This window comes from Streptomyces sp. RB17 (assembly GCF_009604455.1).
Taxonomy (GTDB): Bacteria; Actinomycetota; Actinomycetes; order Streptomycetales; family Streptomycetaceae; genus Streptomyces.
The window spans coordinates 684663-702319 of the sequence record NZ_WEGL01000006.1; the positions used below are offsets into that span (position 1 = coordinate 684663).

Annotated in this window: 16 protein-coding genes; 8 read left to right on the forward strand and 8 right to left on the reverse strand. The window is 72.8% G+C overall.

The window, feature by feature from the left end:
• Window positions 1–450 precede the first annotated feature (450 nt).
• Window positions 451–1668 (forward strand): SGNH/GDSL hydrolase family protein, encoded by a 1218-nt coding sequence (locus SRB17_RS28345; RefSeq protein WP_153542917.1) that lies wholly within the window; start codon window positions 451–453, stop codon window positions 1666–1668.
• Window positions 1669–1719: 51 nt separating this feature from the next.
• Here SRB17_RS28345 and SRB17_RS28350 read toward each other — a convergent pair whose 3' ends face one another.
• The 4 genes from SRB17_RS28350 to SRB17_RS28365 all read right to left on the reverse strand — a co-directional run bounded on the left by SRB17_RS28350 (window position 1720) and on the right by SRB17_RS28365 (window position 5751).
• Window positions 1720–2082, reverse strand: coding sequence for a UBP-type zinc finger domain-containing protein (locus SRB17_RS28350; RefSeq protein ID WP_153542918.1), 363 nt, complete (start codon window positions 2080–2082; stop codon window positions 1720–1722).
• Window positions 2079–3548, reverse strand: a complete 1470-nt coding sequence (locus SRB17_RS28355; protein WP_153542919.1) for an ATP-binding protein — start codon at window positions 3546–3548, stop codon at window positions 2079–2081. The genes SRB17_RS28350 and SRB17_RS28355 overlap by 4 nt, the downstream gene beginning before the upstream one ends.
• 52 nt (window positions 3549–3600) lie before the next feature.
• The gene (locus SRB17_RS28360) at window positions 3601–5277 is read right to left on the reverse strand and encodes an FAD-dependent oxidoreductase (protein WP_153542920.1); all 1677 of its coding nucleotides are present in this window, start codon (window positions 5275–5277) and stop codon (window positions 3601–3603) included.
• A gap of 117 nt (window positions 5278–5394) precedes the next feature.
• Entirely contained in the window at window positions 5395–5751 is a 357-nt protein-coding gene (locus tag SRB17_RS28365) for a VOC family protein (RefSeq protein WP_153542921.1), read from the reverse strand.
• 233 nt (window positions 5752–5984) lie between these two features.
• On the opposite strand from SRB17_RS28365, the gene SRB17_RS28370 reads away from it, so the two are divergent.
• Window positions 5985–6851, forward strand: a complete 867-nt coding sequence (locus tag SRB17_RS28370; protein WP_153542922.1) for a universal stress protein — start codon at window positions 5985–5987, stop codon at window positions 6849–6851.
• A gap of 1 nt (window position 6852) precedes the next feature.
• Here the strand turns inward: SRB17_RS28370 and SRB17_RS28375 are convergent, their stop codons facing one another.
• The 3 genes from SRB17_RS28375 to SRB17_RS28385 form a co-directional block, all read right to left on the reverse strand.
• The gene (locus SRB17_RS28375) at window positions 6853–8088 is read right to left on the reverse strand and encodes a DUF4032 domain-containing protein (protein ID WP_153542923.1); all 1236 of its coding nucleotides are present in this window, start codon (window positions 8086–8088) and stop codon (window positions 6853–6855) included.
• A 31-nt stretch (window positions 8089–8119) separates the two neighbouring features.
• Window positions 8120–8866, reverse strand: a complete 747-nt coding sequence (locus SRB17_RS28380) for an MBL fold metallo-hydrolase (RefSeq protein ID WP_153542924.1) — start codon at window positions 8864–8866, stop codon at window positions 8120–8122.
• A gap of 79 nt (window positions 8867–8945) precedes the next feature.
• A complete protein-coding gene (locus SRB17_RS28385) occupies window positions 8946–9575 on the reverse strand; it encodes an alpha-ketoglutarate-dependent dioxygenase AlkB (RefSeq protein ID WP_153542925.1) in 630 nt (209 codons plus the stop codon).
• A gap of 115 nt (window positions 9576–9690) precedes the next feature.
• Between SRB17_RS28385 and SRB17_RS28390 the strand changes: the two genes are divergently transcribed.
• Window positions 9691–10332: a TetR/AcrR family transcriptional regulator gene (locus SRB17_RS28390; RefSeq protein ID WP_153542926.1), complete on the forward strand. Its 642-nt coding sequence runs from the start codon at window positions 9691–9693 to the stop codon at window positions 10330–10332.
• Between the two features lie 26 nt (window positions 10333–10358).
• The gene (locus SRB17_RS28395; RefSeq protein ID WP_153543057.1) at window positions 10359–12032 is read left to right on the forward strand and encodes an FAD-binding dehydrogenase; all 1674 of its coding nucleotides are present in this window, start codon (window positions 10359–10361) and stop codon (window positions 12030–12032) included.
• A 2-nt stretch (window positions 12033–12034) separates the two neighbouring features.
• Here the strand turns inward: SRB17_RS28395 and SRB17_RS28400 are convergent, their stop codons facing one another.
• A complete protein-coding gene (locus tag SRB17_RS28400; protein WP_323376337.1) occupies window positions 12035–12382 on the reverse strand; it encodes a DUF488 domain-containing protein in 348 nt (115 codons plus the stop codon).
• Between the two features lie 146 nt (window positions 12383–12528).
• On the opposite strand from SRB17_RS28400, the gene SRB17_RS28405 reads away from it, so the two are divergent.
• The 4 genes from SRB17_RS28405 (at window position 12529) to SRB17_RS28420 (ending at window position 17575) form a co-directional block, all read left to right on the forward strand.
• Window positions 12529–13938, forward strand: coding sequence for a M1 family metallopeptidase (locus SRB17_RS28405; protein WP_323376338.1), 1410 nt, complete (start codon window positions 12529–12531; stop codon window positions 13936–13938).
• Between the two features lie 42 nt (window positions 13939–13980).
• Window positions 13981–14715 (forward strand): L,D-transpeptidase family protein, encoded by a 735-nt coding sequence (locus SRB17_RS28410; protein WP_153542927.1) that lies wholly within the window; start codon window positions 13981–13983, stop codon window positions 14713–14715.
• 20 nt (window positions 14716–14735) lie between these two features.
• Window positions 14736–15440 (forward strand): response regulator transcription factor, encoded by a 705-nt coding sequence (locus SRB17_RS28415; protein ID WP_323376339.1) that lies wholly within the window; start codon window positions 14736–14738, stop codon window positions 15438–15440.
• 299 nt (window positions 15441–15739) lie between these two features.
• The gene (locus tag SRB17_RS28420) at window positions 15740–17575 is read left to right on the forward strand and encodes a HAMP domain-containing sensor histidine kinase (RefSeq protein ID WP_323376340.1); all 1836 of its coding nucleotides are present in this window, start codon (window positions 15740–15742) and stop codon (window positions 17573–17575) included.
• Window positions 17576–17657 lie beyond the last annotated feature (82 nt).

Genomic DNA, 17657 nt, shown 5'->3' on the forward strand with positions numbered 1-17657 from the left:
CTCGCGCGGGGCATCCGCATGTTCCGGTGCGGCCCGGATCACCTCAACCGCCTCCGGGGCTCCCGGCCGTGCGGGCGACCGCTTCCGCCACGGAACCGGGACAGCGCCCGCGCCCGACCGCCGGCCTGATGTGCCGGTCGCCGCGTCCTACCCGCACGGATCGCCAAGCCCGGCCTTCTGGAGGAGTGGATGTGCCCCGGTCGGCCTCCCCGGCGACCGCCCGCGTCCCGCCCGCCCCTCGGCGGACGGCGATATGGGGGCGTCTGCCCGATGGCCGGGGCCGGCCCGGGCCGCTCGCCGGGCCCTGCTGCCGCCCGCACCGAACCGGACCGGCCCCGAGATGCATGTTGGCGGCGGTGGCGGGACCATGACCTGCGTGGGCTACGCAGGCACGTCCCGGACGGACCGCGTGCGACCCGGCGGGTCCGTCACGCTTCGGGGCCTCGTGTGATGACCGGCCGGTTCGGACGCGTCCGCCGCGTCGCCGCCGCCCTGCTCACGGCCGTCGTCTGCCAGTCCGCGCCCGCCCGGGCGGCCGCCCTGCCCGCCACCGCCGAGCACGCCTCCGGGGTCGTCACCTGGGCGGCGAGCGCCGACCGCATGGGCGAGGGCACCGCCGGACAGGGCTACCGGCTGATCGTGCACACCAGCGTCGGCGGCGACGACCTGCGCGTCCGGCTGAGCAACGCCTTCGGCGACCGGCCGCTCACCGTCGACAGCGTCTACGCCGGAGTGCGCGGCGCGGGAGCCGCCCTGCGGCCGGGCAGCAACCGGCGGCTGACCTTCGGTGGCGTCCCCACGGTCACCGTCCCGGCGGGCGCCACCGCCTGGAGCGACCCGCTGCACCGCCGACTGAGCGCCGGCACCGATCTGGCGGTCAGCCTGCACACCCCGGCCGCGGCAGGCCCGGCGACCGGCCACTGGCTGGCGATGCAGACCTCCTACACCGGCCGGGGCGACCACACCGCCGAGGAGAGCGGCACCAACTGGACGCAGACCACGGGCTCCTGGTGGTACCTCGACGCCGTGTCCGTACGGCCGTCCCTCGGCGCCACCGGAGCTGTCGTCGCGCTCGGCGACTCCATCACCGACGGCTGGCACTCCACCGCGGACCTGGACCGCCGCTGGACCGACTACCTGGCCCGGCGCCTGAACACGGCCCACGCGCCCGTCCGAGGCGTCGCCGACGAAGGCATCTCGGGCAACCAGGTGCTCGCCGACGGCGCCGGGCAGAGTGCCCTGAACCGGCTGGACCGGGACGTGCTGTCCCTGCCCGGTGTGCGCACCGTCTTCCTCTTCGAGGGCGTGAACGACCTCAAGGCGCACACCGGCGTCACCGCGCAGGACCTGATCGCCGGGTACCGGAGGATCGCCGAGCGGGTGCACGCGGCGGGAAAGTGCGTGGCCGCCGCCACGATCGGCCCCTTCGAGGGCCGGCCCGAATGGGACCCGGCCGCCGAGGCCGTACGCCGGGCAGTGAACCGGTTCCTCCGCACCAGCGGCGAGTTCGACGCGGTCACCGACTTCGACCGCACCCTGCGCAGCCCCCACGACTCGGCACGTCTGCTGCCGTTCCTCGACGGTGGTGACCACCTCCACCCCGACGACAAGGGCATGCGGGCGCTCGCCGACACCGTCGGCCCCGGCAGCCTCGACTGCACCCGCTGACCGGACCTTCCGGCCGCCACGGTCGGAGCAACCACCCGGGCCGTCAGCGACTCAACCCCGCAACGTCTCCGCCCAGTTGGCCGGCACCCGCCCGGCAGGGCCCGGCACCGGCTGGCCGGCGGGATGACTGACGGGCGGCGCCAGCTCCGGACCCGAGGCGTACAACTCATCCGTCGCGTAGTCCCAGAACCACTCCTCGCCCGGCTCGAAGCTACGGATCACCGGATGCCCCGTGGCGTGGTAATGCGCGGTGGCGTGCTTCGCGGGAGAGTCGTCGCAGCACCCGATGTGGCCGCACTGCGCGCACCGGCGCAGATGGAACCACCAGCCGCCGGCCTCCTCGCACTCCACACAGCCGGGGCCACTGGGCGGGACGCCCGGGTCGATCGCATGGGCCTTGTCGCTGGTGCTCATACGGCTTCCTCCGCTCGCTCGAGGGATGTGTCCGGCGTTTCGGCGGTCAACGGCAGGACGACCTGGAAACGGGTGTCACCGGGCACCGACTCCACGCGCAGGCTCCCGTGGTGCTTGTTGACGACGATCCGCCAGGAGATGTCCAGGCCCAGCCCGGTGCCCTCGCCGACCGGTTTGGTGGTGAAGAACGGATCGAAGATCCGGTCCTTGATCTCGGGCGGGACACCGGGCCCGGTGTCCCGGAACTCCACCAGCAGCCGCTCGTGGTCGAGCGCGGTCCGCACGGTCAACGTGCCCGTGCCGCCCGCGCCGTTGATGGCGGACACCGCGTTGTCGATCAGGTTCGTCCACACCTGGTTCAGCTCCGCCGGATAGGCGGGCACCGGCGGGAGCGTGCGGTCGTACTCCTTCACGACATGGACACCGGCACCGATCTTGCCGGACAGCATCAGCAGGGTGCTGTCGAGGAGTTCGTGCACGTCCACCACGCGGTACGGGGCCCGGTCCAGCTGCGAGTACTGCTTGGCTGCGTCGACGAGGTGCGAGATCCGGGTGGTGGAGTCCTCGATCTCGGTCATCAACAGCTCTGTCTCGATGGTGTAGTTGAGCCAGCCGATCGCCCCGGGAAGGATCTCCTCGTCCACGGCGGCCGCGACCTGCTCCAGCCAGTCGACGTCGAGTCCGGCCTGCACGAAGGTCGGCGCCAGCTGCCAGCCCTGGCCGATGTCGTGGTCCTCCAGCCAGTCGGTGAGCATGTCCTCCCGATCGGCCGCCTCCATCGGACTGAGCACCGGGGCCTTGGCGACGCGTTCGGCGGTGCGCTCCTGGATCTCGATCAGACTCGCCAACTGATCCCGGGAGAAGGGGCCTTCGGCGATCACGGCGAGCTTGCGCCGCATCTTGGCGACCCGCTCGCGCAGCGTGGCGGTGGCCCGGACCGCTGCCGCCGCCGGGTTGTTCAGCTCGTGCGTGAGCCCGGCCGACAGCGAGCCCAGCGCCAGCAGCCGCTCCTGCTGGCCGATCGCCGCCTGGGTGCGTTTCGACCCGAAGAACAGGCCCTCCAGCAGATGCACGGCCATCGGGAACCACTCGGTCATGACGTCCGCGAAGATGTCCGCCGGCAGCACGAAGAACCGCGTCGGCTCCGTCACCCGCATCGAGTTGTTGTAGACCTGCCGCACCCGGTCGCCGATGTACGCCTGCATCGCACCCGCGTACACCCCGCGCTGCGAGCTGCGGGTGACCTCCACGTCGTCGCCGCCGACCCGGCGGGACATCACCACCGTGCCCTCGAGCATCACGAAGAAGCAGGTGGCCGGATCGCCCTCGGTGTACACCGGGCCGGGCTGGAACAGCTCGATCCGCCCCTCGCTGCACAACCGGCCCAGCTGTTCGGGGCTCAGCTTCTCGAAGAGGAACAGCGAGCCGATCTCCTTGGGACTGCACGGCATGATCTGCCCGCTCATGACTGCTCCAGACCGTCCGACTGTGCCAAATCGTTCGACTGTTCCCGATCGTTCATGACTGTTCCAGGTACCGGTGGACGAGCATCACGGCCATGGCTCCCTCTCCGACGGCGGACGCGACCCGCTTGGCGGACTCGGCGCGGGCGTCACCCGCCACGAACACGCCGGGGACGCTGGTCTCCAGGTGGTACGGCGGCCGGTCCAGCTCCCAGCCGGCCGGCGGCCGCCCGTCGGGGGTCAGATCGGGCCCGGCGAGGATGAACCCGCGCTCGTCGCGCAGCACCGCGTCGCCCAGCCAGTCGGTCAGCGGGGCGGCACCGATGAACACGAACATCCACTGCGCTTCGACCCGTTCGCTCTCCCCCGTCACGGTGTGACGCAGCGTCAGCTGCTCCAGGTGGTCCACGCCGTGCGCCGAGTCCACCACGGTGTACGGGCGCACCGAGATGTTCGGCGCCTCGTTGATCTGCTGGATCAGGTAGTGGGACATCGACGCCGACAGGTCCGCGCCGCGCACCAGCAGTGTCACCGACTTCGCGCCCCGGGACAGGTACATCGCCGCCTGGCCCGCCGAGTTGGCGCCGCCGACGATGTAGATGTCCTGCCCCTGGCACGCGGCGGCCTCGGTCAGCGCCGAGCCGTAGAACACCCCGCAGCCGGTCAGATCGACGCAGCCGGCCGCCTCGAGCTGCCGGTACTGCACACCGGTCGCGAGGATCACGCTGTGCGCGGCGATCGCCGAGCCGTCCGCGAACCGTACGACCCGGGCGGCGCCGTTGACCTCGAGTCCCGTCACCTCGCGGGCGGTCAGGATCTCCGCGCCGAACTTGGCCGCCTGCCGGCGCGCCCGGTCGGTGAGCTGGGCGCCGGAGACCCCGTCGGGGAAGCCCAGATAGTTCTCGATCCGGGAGCTCTGGCCCGCCTGCCCGCCGGTCGCCGACCGCTCCACCAGCACGGTCCTGAGCCCCTCGGAGGCGCCGTACACCGCCGCGCCGAGCCCGGCCGGCCCGCCGCCGATCACGATCAGGTCGTAGAAGTCGGCCGTCGGCGTGGTCGCAAGACCCACCCGCGCGGCCAGTTCCGGCGCCTCGGGCTCGACCAGCGTGGTGCCGTCCGGCGTGATCACCAGCGGCAGCCGCCGCCCGTCCTGCCCGGCGGCCGCCAGCAGCCGCTGTCCCTCGGGCTCCTCCACCGAGTACCAGCGGTACGGCACCTGGTTGCGGGCGAGGAACTCGCGCACGTCCGACGACCGCGCCGACCAGCGGTGCCCGACGACCTTGGTGCTGGGCACGGGCCGGTAGGCGCTGCTGCGCCAGGCCTGGAGCAGGTCGTCCAGGACCGGGTAGAGCTTCTCCTCCGGCGGATCCCAGGGCTTGAGCAGATAGTGGTCCAGATCGACCACGTTGATCGCGTCGATCGCCGCGTTGGTGTCCGCGTACGCGGTCAGCAGCACCCTGCGCGCACCCGGGTACACGTCCAGTGCCTCTTCCAGGAACTCGATGCCGTTCATCTGCGGCATCCGGTAGTCGGCCAGGATCACCGCCACCAGGTCGCCGCGCAGCTTCAGCTCGCGCAGGGCCTGCAGCGCGGACTCGCCCGACTCCGCGCGCACGATCCGGTACGACTCGCCGTAGCGCCGCCGCAGATCGCGGGCGACGGCACGGGAGACCCCCGGGTCGTCGTCCACGGTCAGGATGACGGTCCGCGCTGCGTCGGCGGCCTGTGCCATACGTCTCCCACCCCGAGCCTCGATTCCACGGGTCGGTGTCGTGGGGACCACCGCACCGGTTCGAGGCCATCGTATGTTCGATCGCCCCGGTTCGCCCTGGGATACGGCAGGCGGCGATCAGCCGGGGCGCCGCTCCCCGAGCACGCAGAACTCGTTGCCCTCGGGATCCATGAGCACCACCCACGGCCGCTCGCCCTGTCCGACGTCCGCGTGCCGGGCGCCGAGCGCGAGCAGCCGGGCCACCTCCGCCGCCTGGTCGTCCGGGCGGAAGTCGAGGTGCAGCCGGTTCTTGACCGTCTTCCGATCCGGCACCGCTACGAACAGCAGCCCGGGCAGCCGGTCGGGCGCCGGCCGGATCTCGAACTCGTCCTCGGCGTCGTTCACCACGACCCAGCCCAGCGCCTCGACCCACCAGCGCCCGAGCGCCACCGGGTCGGCCGCGTCGACGATCACCTGCTCCCACTCCACAGCCATGCCGGAAGCGTAGCCAGCCGATCACGGTGCTCGGGGTCGGCGGCGCCCGCCGGCGCGTGGCGCGGGCGGTGTCGCCGGTGAGACCCCGCCGTCGCCGAGTACGCGGCCCACGTCCTCCGCGCCGGTCCCGCCCGCCTCGCCCTGCGCGGAGGAGTTCGTCGTGACTGTGCGCGACCGTGCCCGATAGTGGGCACCAGGATCACGAGAGCGGTGACGACGAGGAGGCCCCACGCATGACACGCCCGATCACGGCAGGGGTGGACGGCACCGAGGAGAGCCGGGCCGCGCTGGACTGGGCGGCCCGGGAGGCCGTGCGCCGTGGGCTGCCGCTGCGCGTGGTGCACGCCTGGCGGTACGCCGAGTCGCTGGCCACCGCGGACCGGAACACCCAGCAGGGATGGGTGTCGGAAGGGGTGCGGGAGGCGGTGCGGGTCGTCTCCGAGCGGCATCCGGAGCTGGAGGTGAGCGTCGACGTGGTCGAGGGCGAGCCCGTGCACGCGCTGGCACGCGCCGCTTCCGGGGCCGAGATGCTGGTGCTGGGCTCGCGCGGGCACGGACCCGTCCTCGGGTTCCTGCTGGGCTCGGTCGGCCGGCAGGTGATCGCCGAGGCGGCCCGGCCGGTGGTCCTGGTGCGAGCCGGGGACCAGCCGGCGACGGAAGCCGCCGGGCGGGACGTCGTCGTCGGCCAGCACGGCGGCCCCGAGGACAGCGCGGCCACGCTGCGGTTCGCGTTCGAGACGGCGGCGGCCCGCGGCGCGGCCGTCCTGGCCGTACGGGCGTGGACCCTGCCGCCGGTCTTCGCCTACAGCCCCGGCTCGCTCAAGCTCCTCGACGACGCGGGCGGCCTCGAACCCTACGAGAAGCAGGCGCTCACCGAGGCGCTCCGGCCGTGGCGGGAGAGATGCCCGGACGTGCCCGTGGCCGAGCACGTCGAGATGGGCAGCGCCGGGCAGGTGCTGCTGTCGGTGGCCGGCCGGGCCCAGCTGATGGTCGTCGGGCGCCGGGCCCACCGTACGGCCGTGGGCGCCCGGATCGGATCGGTCGCGCACGGGATGCTGCACCACGCCGACTGCCCGGTCGCCGTGGTCCCGCACGAGTGAGCTACTCGGAGTCGGCCGGCTCCAGGGTGGTTCGCGCCGTGGGCAGGACGTTCTCCATGTAGTCCGTGACGGCCACGTCGAGGCCTATGTCGTGCTGGGCGCGCTCGGACAGGTACCAACGGTGTTCGAGGAGTTCGTGGTAAATCTCGGCCGGGTCCATGGCACCGCGCAGCTGAAGCGGTACGGCCCGCACGGTGGGCCGGAACACGTCTCGCACCCACCGGTGGGCCAGCACTTCCGGACGGGCGGCGAGGGGATCGCCGGGCGCGTAGTCGTCCTGGGTGGCCATCCAGCTCTCCAGGTCGTTCAGCAGCCGCCGCGCCTGGTTCTCCTCGGCGTCCAGGCCGGTCAGCCGCAGCAGCTGGCGCTGGTGGTGGCCGGCGTCGACCACCTTCGGCACGAAGGTGACCGTGTCGCCGTTCGAGGAGTGCTGGATCTGCATCTCGGCCACGTCGAAGCCGAGGTCGTTCAGCCGGCGGATCCGGCGTTCGATGTAGTGGTACTTGCCCGCCGGGTACACCGAGGTGCGGGTCAGCTCCTGCCACAGGCCCTGGTACCGGGTGCAGATCTCGTGCCCGAACTCCACCGGGTCGACGGACGGGTGCAGCGCGCCGGACGCCTCCAGGTCCAGCAGCTCGCCGCTGATGTTCACCCGGGCCAGGTCCAGGTCGTACTCCCGCTGCCCGGGGCTGAGCCGCGGGTGCAGGTCGCCGGTCTCGGCGTCGACCAGATAGGCGGCGTAGGCGCCCGCGTCCCGCCGGAACAGGGTGTTGGACAGCGAGCAGTCGCCCCAGGCGAACCCGGCCAGGTGCAGCCGGACCAGCAGCACGGCGAGGGCGTCCATCAGCCGGTGCATGGTCGCCGGGCGCATGGTCGTCTCGAACATCGAGCGGTACGGCATCGAGCCGCGCAGATGCCGGGTGACCAGGACCGGCTCCAGCGGGGCGCCCGAGCGGTCGGTGCGGCCGGTGACCACGGCGAGCGGGTCGACGGCGGGGATGCCCAGCCGGTCCAGGTCGCGCAGCAGCCCGTACTCGCGCAGCGCGGGCCGCTCGGCCAGCTCCTTGACGGCGATCACCTCGTCACCGGCGTGGGCGTACCGCACGACGTGCCGGGAGATGCCCCGCGGCAGCGGCACGAGGTACTCCTCGGGCCACTCCTCCAGGGGCACGTCCCAGGGCAGGGCGAGCAGGAGCGCGGGGTGCTCCGGGTTCGTGGCGCTGATCTGCAAGGCCATGGCACGAACCCTAAGGCCCCGTGCCGGTGTTCTAGGAGGCCCGGTCCCGGGCCTGCTCGGCCGCCGCGCGCACCGGACCCCGGTGGACCGGCCCGTGACCGGGCAGCAGGGTGTCCCCGTCCAGCGCGCCGATCGTGTCGAGGGAGGCCAGGACGGCGGCGCGGTCGTGGTGGAAGAAGTCGAGCAGTATCTGCGGGCCCTTCACCCGCGAGGTCGCGTGCCCGCTGACCAGGGCGTCGCCGGAGATGACGATGCCTGCCTCGGGGAGGTGGTAGACGCAGTGGCCGTCGGTGTGGCCCGGGGTGTGCACGGGCACGGGGCGGCCGGGCAGGTCCAGCGGGCCCTCGCCCGGGAACGGCTCGGGGGCGGTGACGGGGTTGTGGTCGGTGCCGCCGACACGGATCACATGGGCCGCCCAGGGCAGGACGCCCGGCCGCCAGGCGTTGCGGATCACGTCGCCGATGGCGGCCTGCTGCAGGAACTCCCGCCGCGCGTGCGGCACTTCGGCCGGGTGCAGGTACACCGGGGTGCCGTGGGCGGCGCGCAGATACTCGGCCGAGCCCAGATGGTCGTTGTGCGCGTGGGTGATCAGCACGGCGGCGACCGCCTCCGGTGAACCGCCCACCTCGGCGAGGGATTCCAGGAGACCCTGACGGTCTCCGGGATAGCCGGTGTCCACCAGGGTGACGGCGTCCCCGTCCTTCAGGATCACCCAGTTGACGTGGTTGCCGTGCACCAGAAAGGTGCCGTCGGCGACCTGGTGTACCTCTGCGCGCATGATCTCCCCGAACCCTGTGCGGCCGACCGTCCGGGACAGCCAACCAGATGTGCCGGTGCCCCGCATCCACGGGGGCGTGTCACTGCACGCCGTGCGGCCGGAACTGGATGCTGATGCGCGGCCCCGCGGCCCGGGCCGACTTCGGTACGCAGTGCTCCCAGGTCCGCTGGCAGGAGCCGCCCATCACGATCAGGTCGCCGTGCCCGAGCGGCCGGCGCAGTGTCGTACCGCCTCCGCCCGCCGGACGCAGCAGCAGGTCACGGGGCGTGCCTACGGACAGGATCGCGACCATCGTGTCCTCCCGGGCACCCCGCCCGATCCGGTCCCCGTGCCAGGCCACGCTGTCCCGGCCGTCGCGGTAGAAGCACAGCCCGGCGGTCGTGAAGGGCTCGCCCAGCTCCTCGGCGTAATGCCGGGACAGGGCGTCACGGGCGTCGTGCAGCAGCGGATGGGGCAGTGGGTCGGGTGCCGCGTAGAAGGCCAGCAGGCGCGGTACGGCCACCACGTTGTCGTACATCTTGCGGCGCTCCGCGCGCCACGGCACGTCCGACGCCAGCTTCTCGAACAGCGCGTCGGCGCCGCTCAGCCAGCCCGGCAGGACGTCGATCCAGGCGCCGGCGGACAGTTCGGTCCGGCGCAGCCCGTCGAGTTGCCCGAGCCGCAGCTCGTCGGTCTGGTCGAACAGAGAGCCCTGGAGGTGCGTGGACATGGGTCCAGCGTACTCCTTAATCGAAAATGCGTTCCCATTGGGTCGAGGTCGGTTGTCAGGGCTTTCGATACATCGGTGTATCGGATACATTCGCGTATCGAACCGGGAGGGGCGGATGGAAGAGACACCCAAGCGCGTCCCCCGGCGCCGGGTCCACACCCGCGCCAGGCTGCTCCAGGCCGCGTTCGAGGTGTTCTCGGCCAAGGGTTTCGGGCGGGTCTCCATCGAGGAGGTCTGCGAGGCCGCGGGCTTCAGCCGCGGCGCCTTCTACTCGAACTTCGACACCCTGGACGAGCTGTTCTTCGCGCTCTACCAGGAGCGCGCCGACCTCATCGCCTCCCAGGTGGCCGAGGCGCTCGCCCAGGACGGGCCCGGACTCGACGTGCCCGCCTCCGTGGACCGGGTCACCGAGGTGCTGCTGCTCGACGTGGACTGGCTGCTGGTCAAGACCGACTTCCTGGTGCACGCCGCCCGCGACCCGGAGACCGCCCGGGCCCTCCTCGACCACCGCGCCCGGCTCCGCGAGGCGATCGCCGACCGGCTGTTCCGGGCCCGCGGCCACACCGAACTGCCCGCCGTGCTCGGGGACGCGGACGGCGCCGCGCACGCCGTGGTCGCCGCGTACGACGGCGTCACCGTCCAGCTGCTGCTGGACAAGGACGTCGAGGCCGCCCGGGCCTGGCTCAAACAGCTGCTCACCGCCCTGCTCACGGACGGCAGCCGCACCGCCGCACCACCCCGCACGACCCCCGCATGAGGACCGTCAGGAAGGACACAGTCACGATGGACGCGGACGTCATCGTCGTCGGAGCGGGCCTCGCCGGCCTGGTCGCGGCGCACGAGCTCACCAGCCGGGGCCGCCGGGTGGCCCTGGTCGACCAGGAGAACGCCGCCAACCTCGGCGGACAGGCGTTCTGGTCCTTCGGCGGGCTCTTCCTCGTCGACTCGCCCGAGCAGCGCCGCCTCGGCATCAAGGACTCCTTCGACCTCGCCTGGAACGACTGGCAGGGCAGCGCCGGGTTCGACCGGCTCGACGACGAGGACTCCTGGGCGGTGCGCTGGGCCCGCGCGTACGTCGAGTTCGCGGCAGGCGAGAAGCGGTCCTGGCTCAAGGGGCACGGCATCGAGCTGCTGCCGACCGTCGGCTGGGCCGAGCGCGGCGACCTCAGGGCGGGCGGGCACGGCAACTCCGTACCCCGCTTCCACATCGCCTGGGGCACCGGCACCGGCGTGGTCGAACCCTTCGTGCGGTACGCCCGCCAGGCCGCCCGGGACGGACTGCTGACCTTCCACCACCGCCACCGGGTCGACGAGCTGGTCATCGAGGACGGCACGGCACGCGGGGTGCGCGGCACCGTCCTCGCCGACGACCGCTCGCCGCGCGGTGTGGCCTCCAGCCGCGACCGCGTCGGCGACTTCGAACTCACCGCCCAGGCGGTCGTGGTCACCACCGGCGGCATAGGCGCCGACCACGACATCGTCCGCCGTCACTGGCCCGCCCGGCTCGGCACCCCGCCGGCCGAGATGGTCACCGGCGTGCCCGCCTACGTCGACGGCCGCATGCTCGACATCAGTGCCGAGGCGGGCGTCCGGCTGGTCAACCGGGACCGCATGTGGCACTACACCGAGGGCCTGCAGAACTGGGACCCGATCTGGCCCGGCCACGGCATCCGCATCCTGCCCGGCCCGTCCTCCATCTGGCTGGACGCCCTCGGCCGCCGGCTGCCCGACCCCTGCCTGCCGGGGTACGACACCCTCAATACCCTCAAGTACCTGCGTACCACCGAGGACATCGCGGGCTACGACCACTCGTGGTTCATCCTCACCCGGAAGATCATCGAGAAGGAGTTCGCGCTCTCCGGCTCCGAGCAGAACCCCGACATCACCGCCAAGGACCGCAAGGCCGTACTGCGCGACCGGCTCCTCGGCAGCGGCGCGCCCGCACCGGTGCAGGCCTTCCTCGACAAGGGCGCGGACTTCGTGACCGCGGGCAACCTGGAGCAGCTGGTCGGGAAGATGAACGCGCTGACCGACAAGCCACTGCTGGACGCGGCCGAGGTGCGCCGCCAGATCGAGGCCCGCGACCTGCAGATGGCCAATCCCTACAGCAAGGACTCCCAGGTCCAGGGCATCCGCAACGCCCGCCGCTACATCGGCGACCGGCTCGGCCGGGTCGCCTCCCCGCACCGCATCCTCGACCCGGCCGCGGGCCCCCTCATCGGCGTCCGGCTGCACGTGCTCACCCGCAAGACCCTCGGCGGCATCCAGACCGACCTCGACTCCCGCGCCCTGGCCGCCGGCGGCACGCCGATCGAGGGGCTGTACGCGGCGGGTGAGGTGGCCGGCTTCGGTGGCGGCGGTGTGCACGGCTACAACGCGCTGGAGGGCACCTTCCTCGGCGGCTGCCTGTTCTCCGGCCGGGCCGCGGGCCGGCACGCGGCCGGGCACACGGGCTGACCTCAGCCCTGCAGCAGCTCCAGCAGCACCTGTGCGTGGCTCTGCTGCGGCGTCCTGGACGCGGTCAGCAGGGTCACGCGCTTCCCGCGGGCCGCGCCGCGCAGGCCGTCGAGGAGTCCGGCGGCCTCCGGAGCATCGAGCTCCGCCTCGTAGCGGCTCCTGAACTCCTCGTACGAGCCGCCCGCGTGGTACCACGTGCGCAGCTCGTCGGATGGTGTGAGGGCCTTCGGCCACTCGTCCACACGGGCCGCGTCCTTGGTCAGTCCGCGCGGCCACAGCCGGTCGACGAGGACACGCAGGCCGTCGTCGGCCTCGGGCGGTTCGTAGACGCGGCGCACACGCAGGCTCACGTTCGGCACCTTCGAGTCGCGGGCGGTCCCGCGAGCGTACTGCCGCGGCCCCGGCAACCCGGCCGCGAAGTGACCTGAACATGGCAGAATTGGGGCCCTCGCCGCCCCTAGTCTGAATCACCCGGCACTTCCCTCAGGAGCCGCATGTGACGCCACCCCGCAGACAGCACCTCCGACGCCGTACCGCGGTGCTCGCCACCGTCCCCGTCGCCCTCGCGGCACTCGTCGGCGCCGCCGGAGCCACGGCGCCGGGCAGCGCCGGCACCTCCGGCGCGGGCGACCCCTACTTCCCGCTCAGCGGCAACGGCGGCTACCACGTCCGGCACTACGACCTCACGCTCCGGTACGACACCTCCTCCCGGCACCTCGACGGCAGGGCCGTCCTCACCGTCCGCGCCACCCAGCACCTCAGCCGCTTCGACCTCGACCTGAAGGGCCTGAAGGTCACCGGCGTCACCGTCGACGGCACGTCCTCGGCGTTCCGGCGCGACGGTCAGGAACTCGTCGTGACCCCACGCCGAACCCTCCGCGCGGGCCGGGACTTCCGGGTCACCGTCAGCTACGAGGGCACCCCGAAACCGGTCACCGACCCCGACGGCAGCGCGGACGGCTGGATCCCCACCGACGACGGCGCCTTCGTCGCCGGCGAGCCCCAGGGCGCGATGACCTGGTTCCCGGCGAACAGCCACCCCAAGGACAAGGCGTCGTACGACATCACCGTCACCGTCCCCCAGGGACGCACGGCCGTCGCGGGCGGCACGCTGCTCGGACAGCGCACCGAGCACGGCCGTACGACCTTCCGCTGGCGCGAGAGCCGGCCGATGGCCGCCTACCTGGCCACCGTCACCATCGGAACGTTCAAGGTCGAGCAGTACACCACCCACGACGGCATCCGCGTGTACAACGCCGTCGACCCGCGCGAGGCGAGCGCGGCCGCACCGGTGCTGAGGAAACTGCCGTCCGTGCTGGCCTGGGAGAGCAAGCTGTTCGGGCCGTACCCGTTCCGCTCCGCCGGGTCGATCGTCGACCACGCCCCGGGCGTCGGCTACGCCCTGGAGACCCAGACCCGGCCGCTCTACGACTCCGCGCCCGACATCAGCACCCTCGTCCACGAGAACGCCCACCAGTGGTTCGGCGACTCCGTCTCCCTGACCGCCTGGAAGGACATCTGGCTCAACGAGGGCTTCGCCACCTACGCCGAGTGGCTGTACGCCGAGCAGCACGGCGGCGACAGCGCCCAGAAGACCTTCGACGCCCTCTACGCCCGCCCGGCGAGCGACCACCTGTGGGCTTTTCCGCCCGGCGACCCGGGCAGCGGCGGGAACATCTTCGACACGCCCGTCTACGCGCGCGGCGCCATGACCCTGCACGAACTGCGCAAGGCCGTCGGCGACCGGGACTTCTTCCGGATCCTGCGCGCCTGGACGGCCGGACACCGCGACGGCCACGGTACGACCGCGCAGTTCACACGGCTGGCCGAGCGGATCTCGGGGAAGCGGCTGGACGGACTGTTCCACACCTGGCTGTTCGGCAAAGGCAAGCCGAACAGCGCCTGAACCCTGACCGGTTCCAAACAAGTGTCGGCCAGGGTCGGCACCATGATCCATCGCAGAACCGCCGTCGCCCTCCTCGCCTCCCCGCTGCTGCTCACCGGCTGCGGCGGCGGAGCCGAGGCGACCGAGCGGCGCACACCCCCCACCCGCCCGGCACCCACGGCCACCCGCGAAATACAGGCGAAGCAGGCGGCCCAGGGCATACCCGGCCTCGGCCCCGAACGGTCGGCGGCGATACCCGAGCGCTGCGGGCAGGCCGTCGTCGTCACCGGACGCGGGAAGAACTCCCCGCTGTGCACGGTCGTCCTGCACCAGCGCACCGCCACCGGCTGGCAGGCCGGCCCCGCCTGGCCCGGCCACAACGCGCTGCGGGGCTGGAGCGCTCACCACGTGCTGGGCGACCTGCGCTCCCCGCTCGGCGTCTACACCCTCTCCGACGCCGGCGGACTGCTCCCGGACCCCGGCAGCAAGCTCCCGTACCACCACTCCGGCGGCTTCCACTCGCCCGGCACCGGCTTCGAGGGCGAACCGCTCGAGGGCTGCTTCGACTACGTCGTCGCCATCGACTACAACCGCCGGCCCGGCACCTCACCGCTGGACTGGACCCGCCCGCTCGGCCCGGAACGCGGCGGCGGAGTCTGGCTGCACGTCGACCACGGCGGGCCCACGCACGGCTGTGTCAGCGTCGCCCAGGCCGCTATGAAGGAACTGCTGTGCACCCTCGACCCCGACCGGGATCCGGTCGTCGTCATGGGACACGCCGACTGGCTCTCCGCCTGAGCCGCCTAGAATCCGAACTCGTGTGCGCACATGTACTGGTCGCCGAGGACGACGAGAAGCAGGCCGAACTGATCCGCCGCTCCCTGCTGGCCGAGGGACACACCGCCACCGTGGTGCACGACGGCGCCGCCGCGCTGGAAGCCGCCCGCGGCCTGCGACCCGACCTCGTCGTCCTGGACCTGATGCTCCCGGTCGTCGACGGCTTCGGCGTGTGCCGGGCGCTGCGCGGCGGCGCGGACCCGGAGATACCGGTGGTCATGCTCACCGCCCGCTCGGCCGAGGACGACCTGCTGCTCGGCCTCGAACTGGGCGCCGACGACTACATGACCAAGCCGTACAGCCCCCGCGAGCTGATGGCGCGCATCCGCACGGTGCTCAGGCGCAGCGGGCGCGGCGTCGGCACCCGGGACGACGACCCCGTGGTACGGGCCGCCGGGATCAGCGTCGACCCCGTACGCCACGAGGTGCGCTGCGCGGGCACGACCGTGGACTGCACGCCCGCCGAGTTCCAGATCCTGCTGGCCATGGCCGCGGAGCCGGAACGGGTGTTCACCCGGCGGCAGTTGCTCCAGTGCACCCGCGGCTTCGACCGGGCCTCCACCGAGCGGGCCGTCGACGTCCACATCATGAACCTCCGCCGCAAGATCGAGCCCGACCCGCGCCGGCCGATACGGCTGCTGACCGTGTTCGGCGTCGGCTACAAGCTGAGCGGCAACCGGTCGTGAAGCGGGGACGGTGCCGAGACGGGTGGGAGTGTCTGTCGGGTGTGGGTCGGTGTGGGCCGGGCCGGGTGTCCGTCAGGTGTCGGCTGATACGGGCCGGTTGGGGGGCGTCCGTGACGTGTCGGCGGCTTCGAGATGGGCGGAGGTACCTGTGATGCCGACAGGTCCGAGGCACACGGAGGGCCTGTGAGGCACCGGCAGCTGCGAGGCACGCGGAGGTGCCCGTGAGGTGTGGGCGGCTCCGGGGCCGGTCGGATACGGGTGTGCGGCGCGGGCCGGGCGGCGACGGCCGGAAGGCAGCCGTGAAGCGGCGGATACCCGTGCGCAAGCGGCTTCTCGTGCGGCTGCTGTCCGTCTCCGCCCTGATCGCGGTCTGCTCGGTGGCCGCCACCGCCTGGCTCGCGGTGACCACCACCACCAGTGCCCTGAAGGAGGAGCAGGGCCAGGACCTCGCGGCCGACAACAGCATCCTGGCCCGGCTCAGCGGATACGCCGCCACCCACTCCGACTGGACGGACGTCCGGCGCACCGTACGGCAGCTGGCCGCCGAGACCGGACGCCGGATCGCGCTCACCACCGCCGACCGCACCCTCGTCGCCGACTCCGCGCCCCGCGGCACCCCGCTGCCGCCCCGGCCCGCCGCCACCGTCGACCCGCTGCGCACCGACACCTACAGCGAGAGCGGCGCCCAGCTCAGCGGCATCGACCCGCGCGTGGTGGGCCCCTACCGGCTCCCGGCGCCGGAACGCGCGAAGCTCGACGCGCTGGCCGTCGAACGCAGGCAGTGCTACGAGCGCTACGGCCTCCAGCCCGGCGTCGTCCACACGGTGAGCGGGCGGCCCGTCGTCACGCTCCCGGACGGCACCGACCCGGCCGACTACGGCGCGGCGGTGTGCGAGGACGGACAGCTCAACACGCCCACACCGACGGAGCACAGGGCCCTGGCCGACCTCACGGACCTCGCCCGGCCGTGCCTGAAACAGGCCGGCCTCGACCTCGGCGGGCAGCTCTTCCTCACCCCCGACCCCAGCGGCAAGGACCCCTTCGGTGGCGGCTACCTCGTCGCCAAGTACGCCACGGCGGGCAAGGAGGCGATGGCGCGCGCCGTCCAGCACTGCATCCTGACCGCCCGTCGCACCCAACTGGAGCCGTATGTCGCGCCGGTCGCCGACCTGTTCCTCGGCATCGGCGACCAGAACACCTCCCGCTTCGACATGTCCCCGGCCAACAAGGCCAAGGTGATCGGCGCGGCCGGACTGGTCCTCGCCGTGACCGTCGCCGTGACCGCCCTCGTCGCCATCCGGCTGGTACGGCCGCTGCGCGCGCTGACCGAGGCCGCCCAGCAGCCGCCCGAACTGCACGTGCGGGTGCCGGTGACCACCCGGGACGAGACCGGCATCCTCGCCGAGGCCTTCAACGACCTGACCGAGCGCCGCGAGCGCCTGGAGGCCCAGCGCAAGGCGATGGTCAGCGACATCGCGCACGAGCTGCGCAGCCCCCTCACCAACATCCGCGGCTGGCTCGAGGTCGTCCGCGACGGAGTCGTCGAGCCCGACCCGCCGCTGCTGGACTCGCTGCACGAGGAGGCGCTCGTCCTGCAGCGGATCATCGACGACCTGCAGGACCTCGCCGCCGCCGACGCCGGCACCCTGCGCCTGCACCGCGAACCGCTCCGGGCCGGCGACCTGCTGGACCAGGTGGCCGCCGCCCACCGGGTCGCCGCCGACGCCGCCGGGGTCGCCCTGCGCACCGAGGCCGACGCCGCCGACTGGCTCGACGCCGACCCGGTGCGGATGCGGCAGGCCCTCGGGAACCTGGTCTCCAACGCGCTGCGGCACACCCCGGCCGACGGCACGGTCACGCTCGCCGCCCGCCGGGACGGCGCCGATGTCGTGCTGACCGTCACCGACACCGGCCCTGGCATCGCGCCCGAGGACCTGCCGCACGTCTTCGACCGGTTCTGGCGTGCCGAGAAGTCCCGCAGCCGCCGCACCGGCGGCAGCGGCCTGGGCCTGCCGATCGTGCGCCACCTGCTGGCCGCCCACCAGGGCACGGCCGAGGCCGCGAGCGAGCCCGGCGCGGGGGCGGTCTTCACCCTGCGGCTGCCCGCGACCGGCCCACCCGCGGACCCCACCTGACCGCCTCCGATTCCGCGTGCGGACCGGTGGGTGGAACTGTGGGTGGCCCGCCGTCTCTACGACTACGCGCACCTGCCGCACG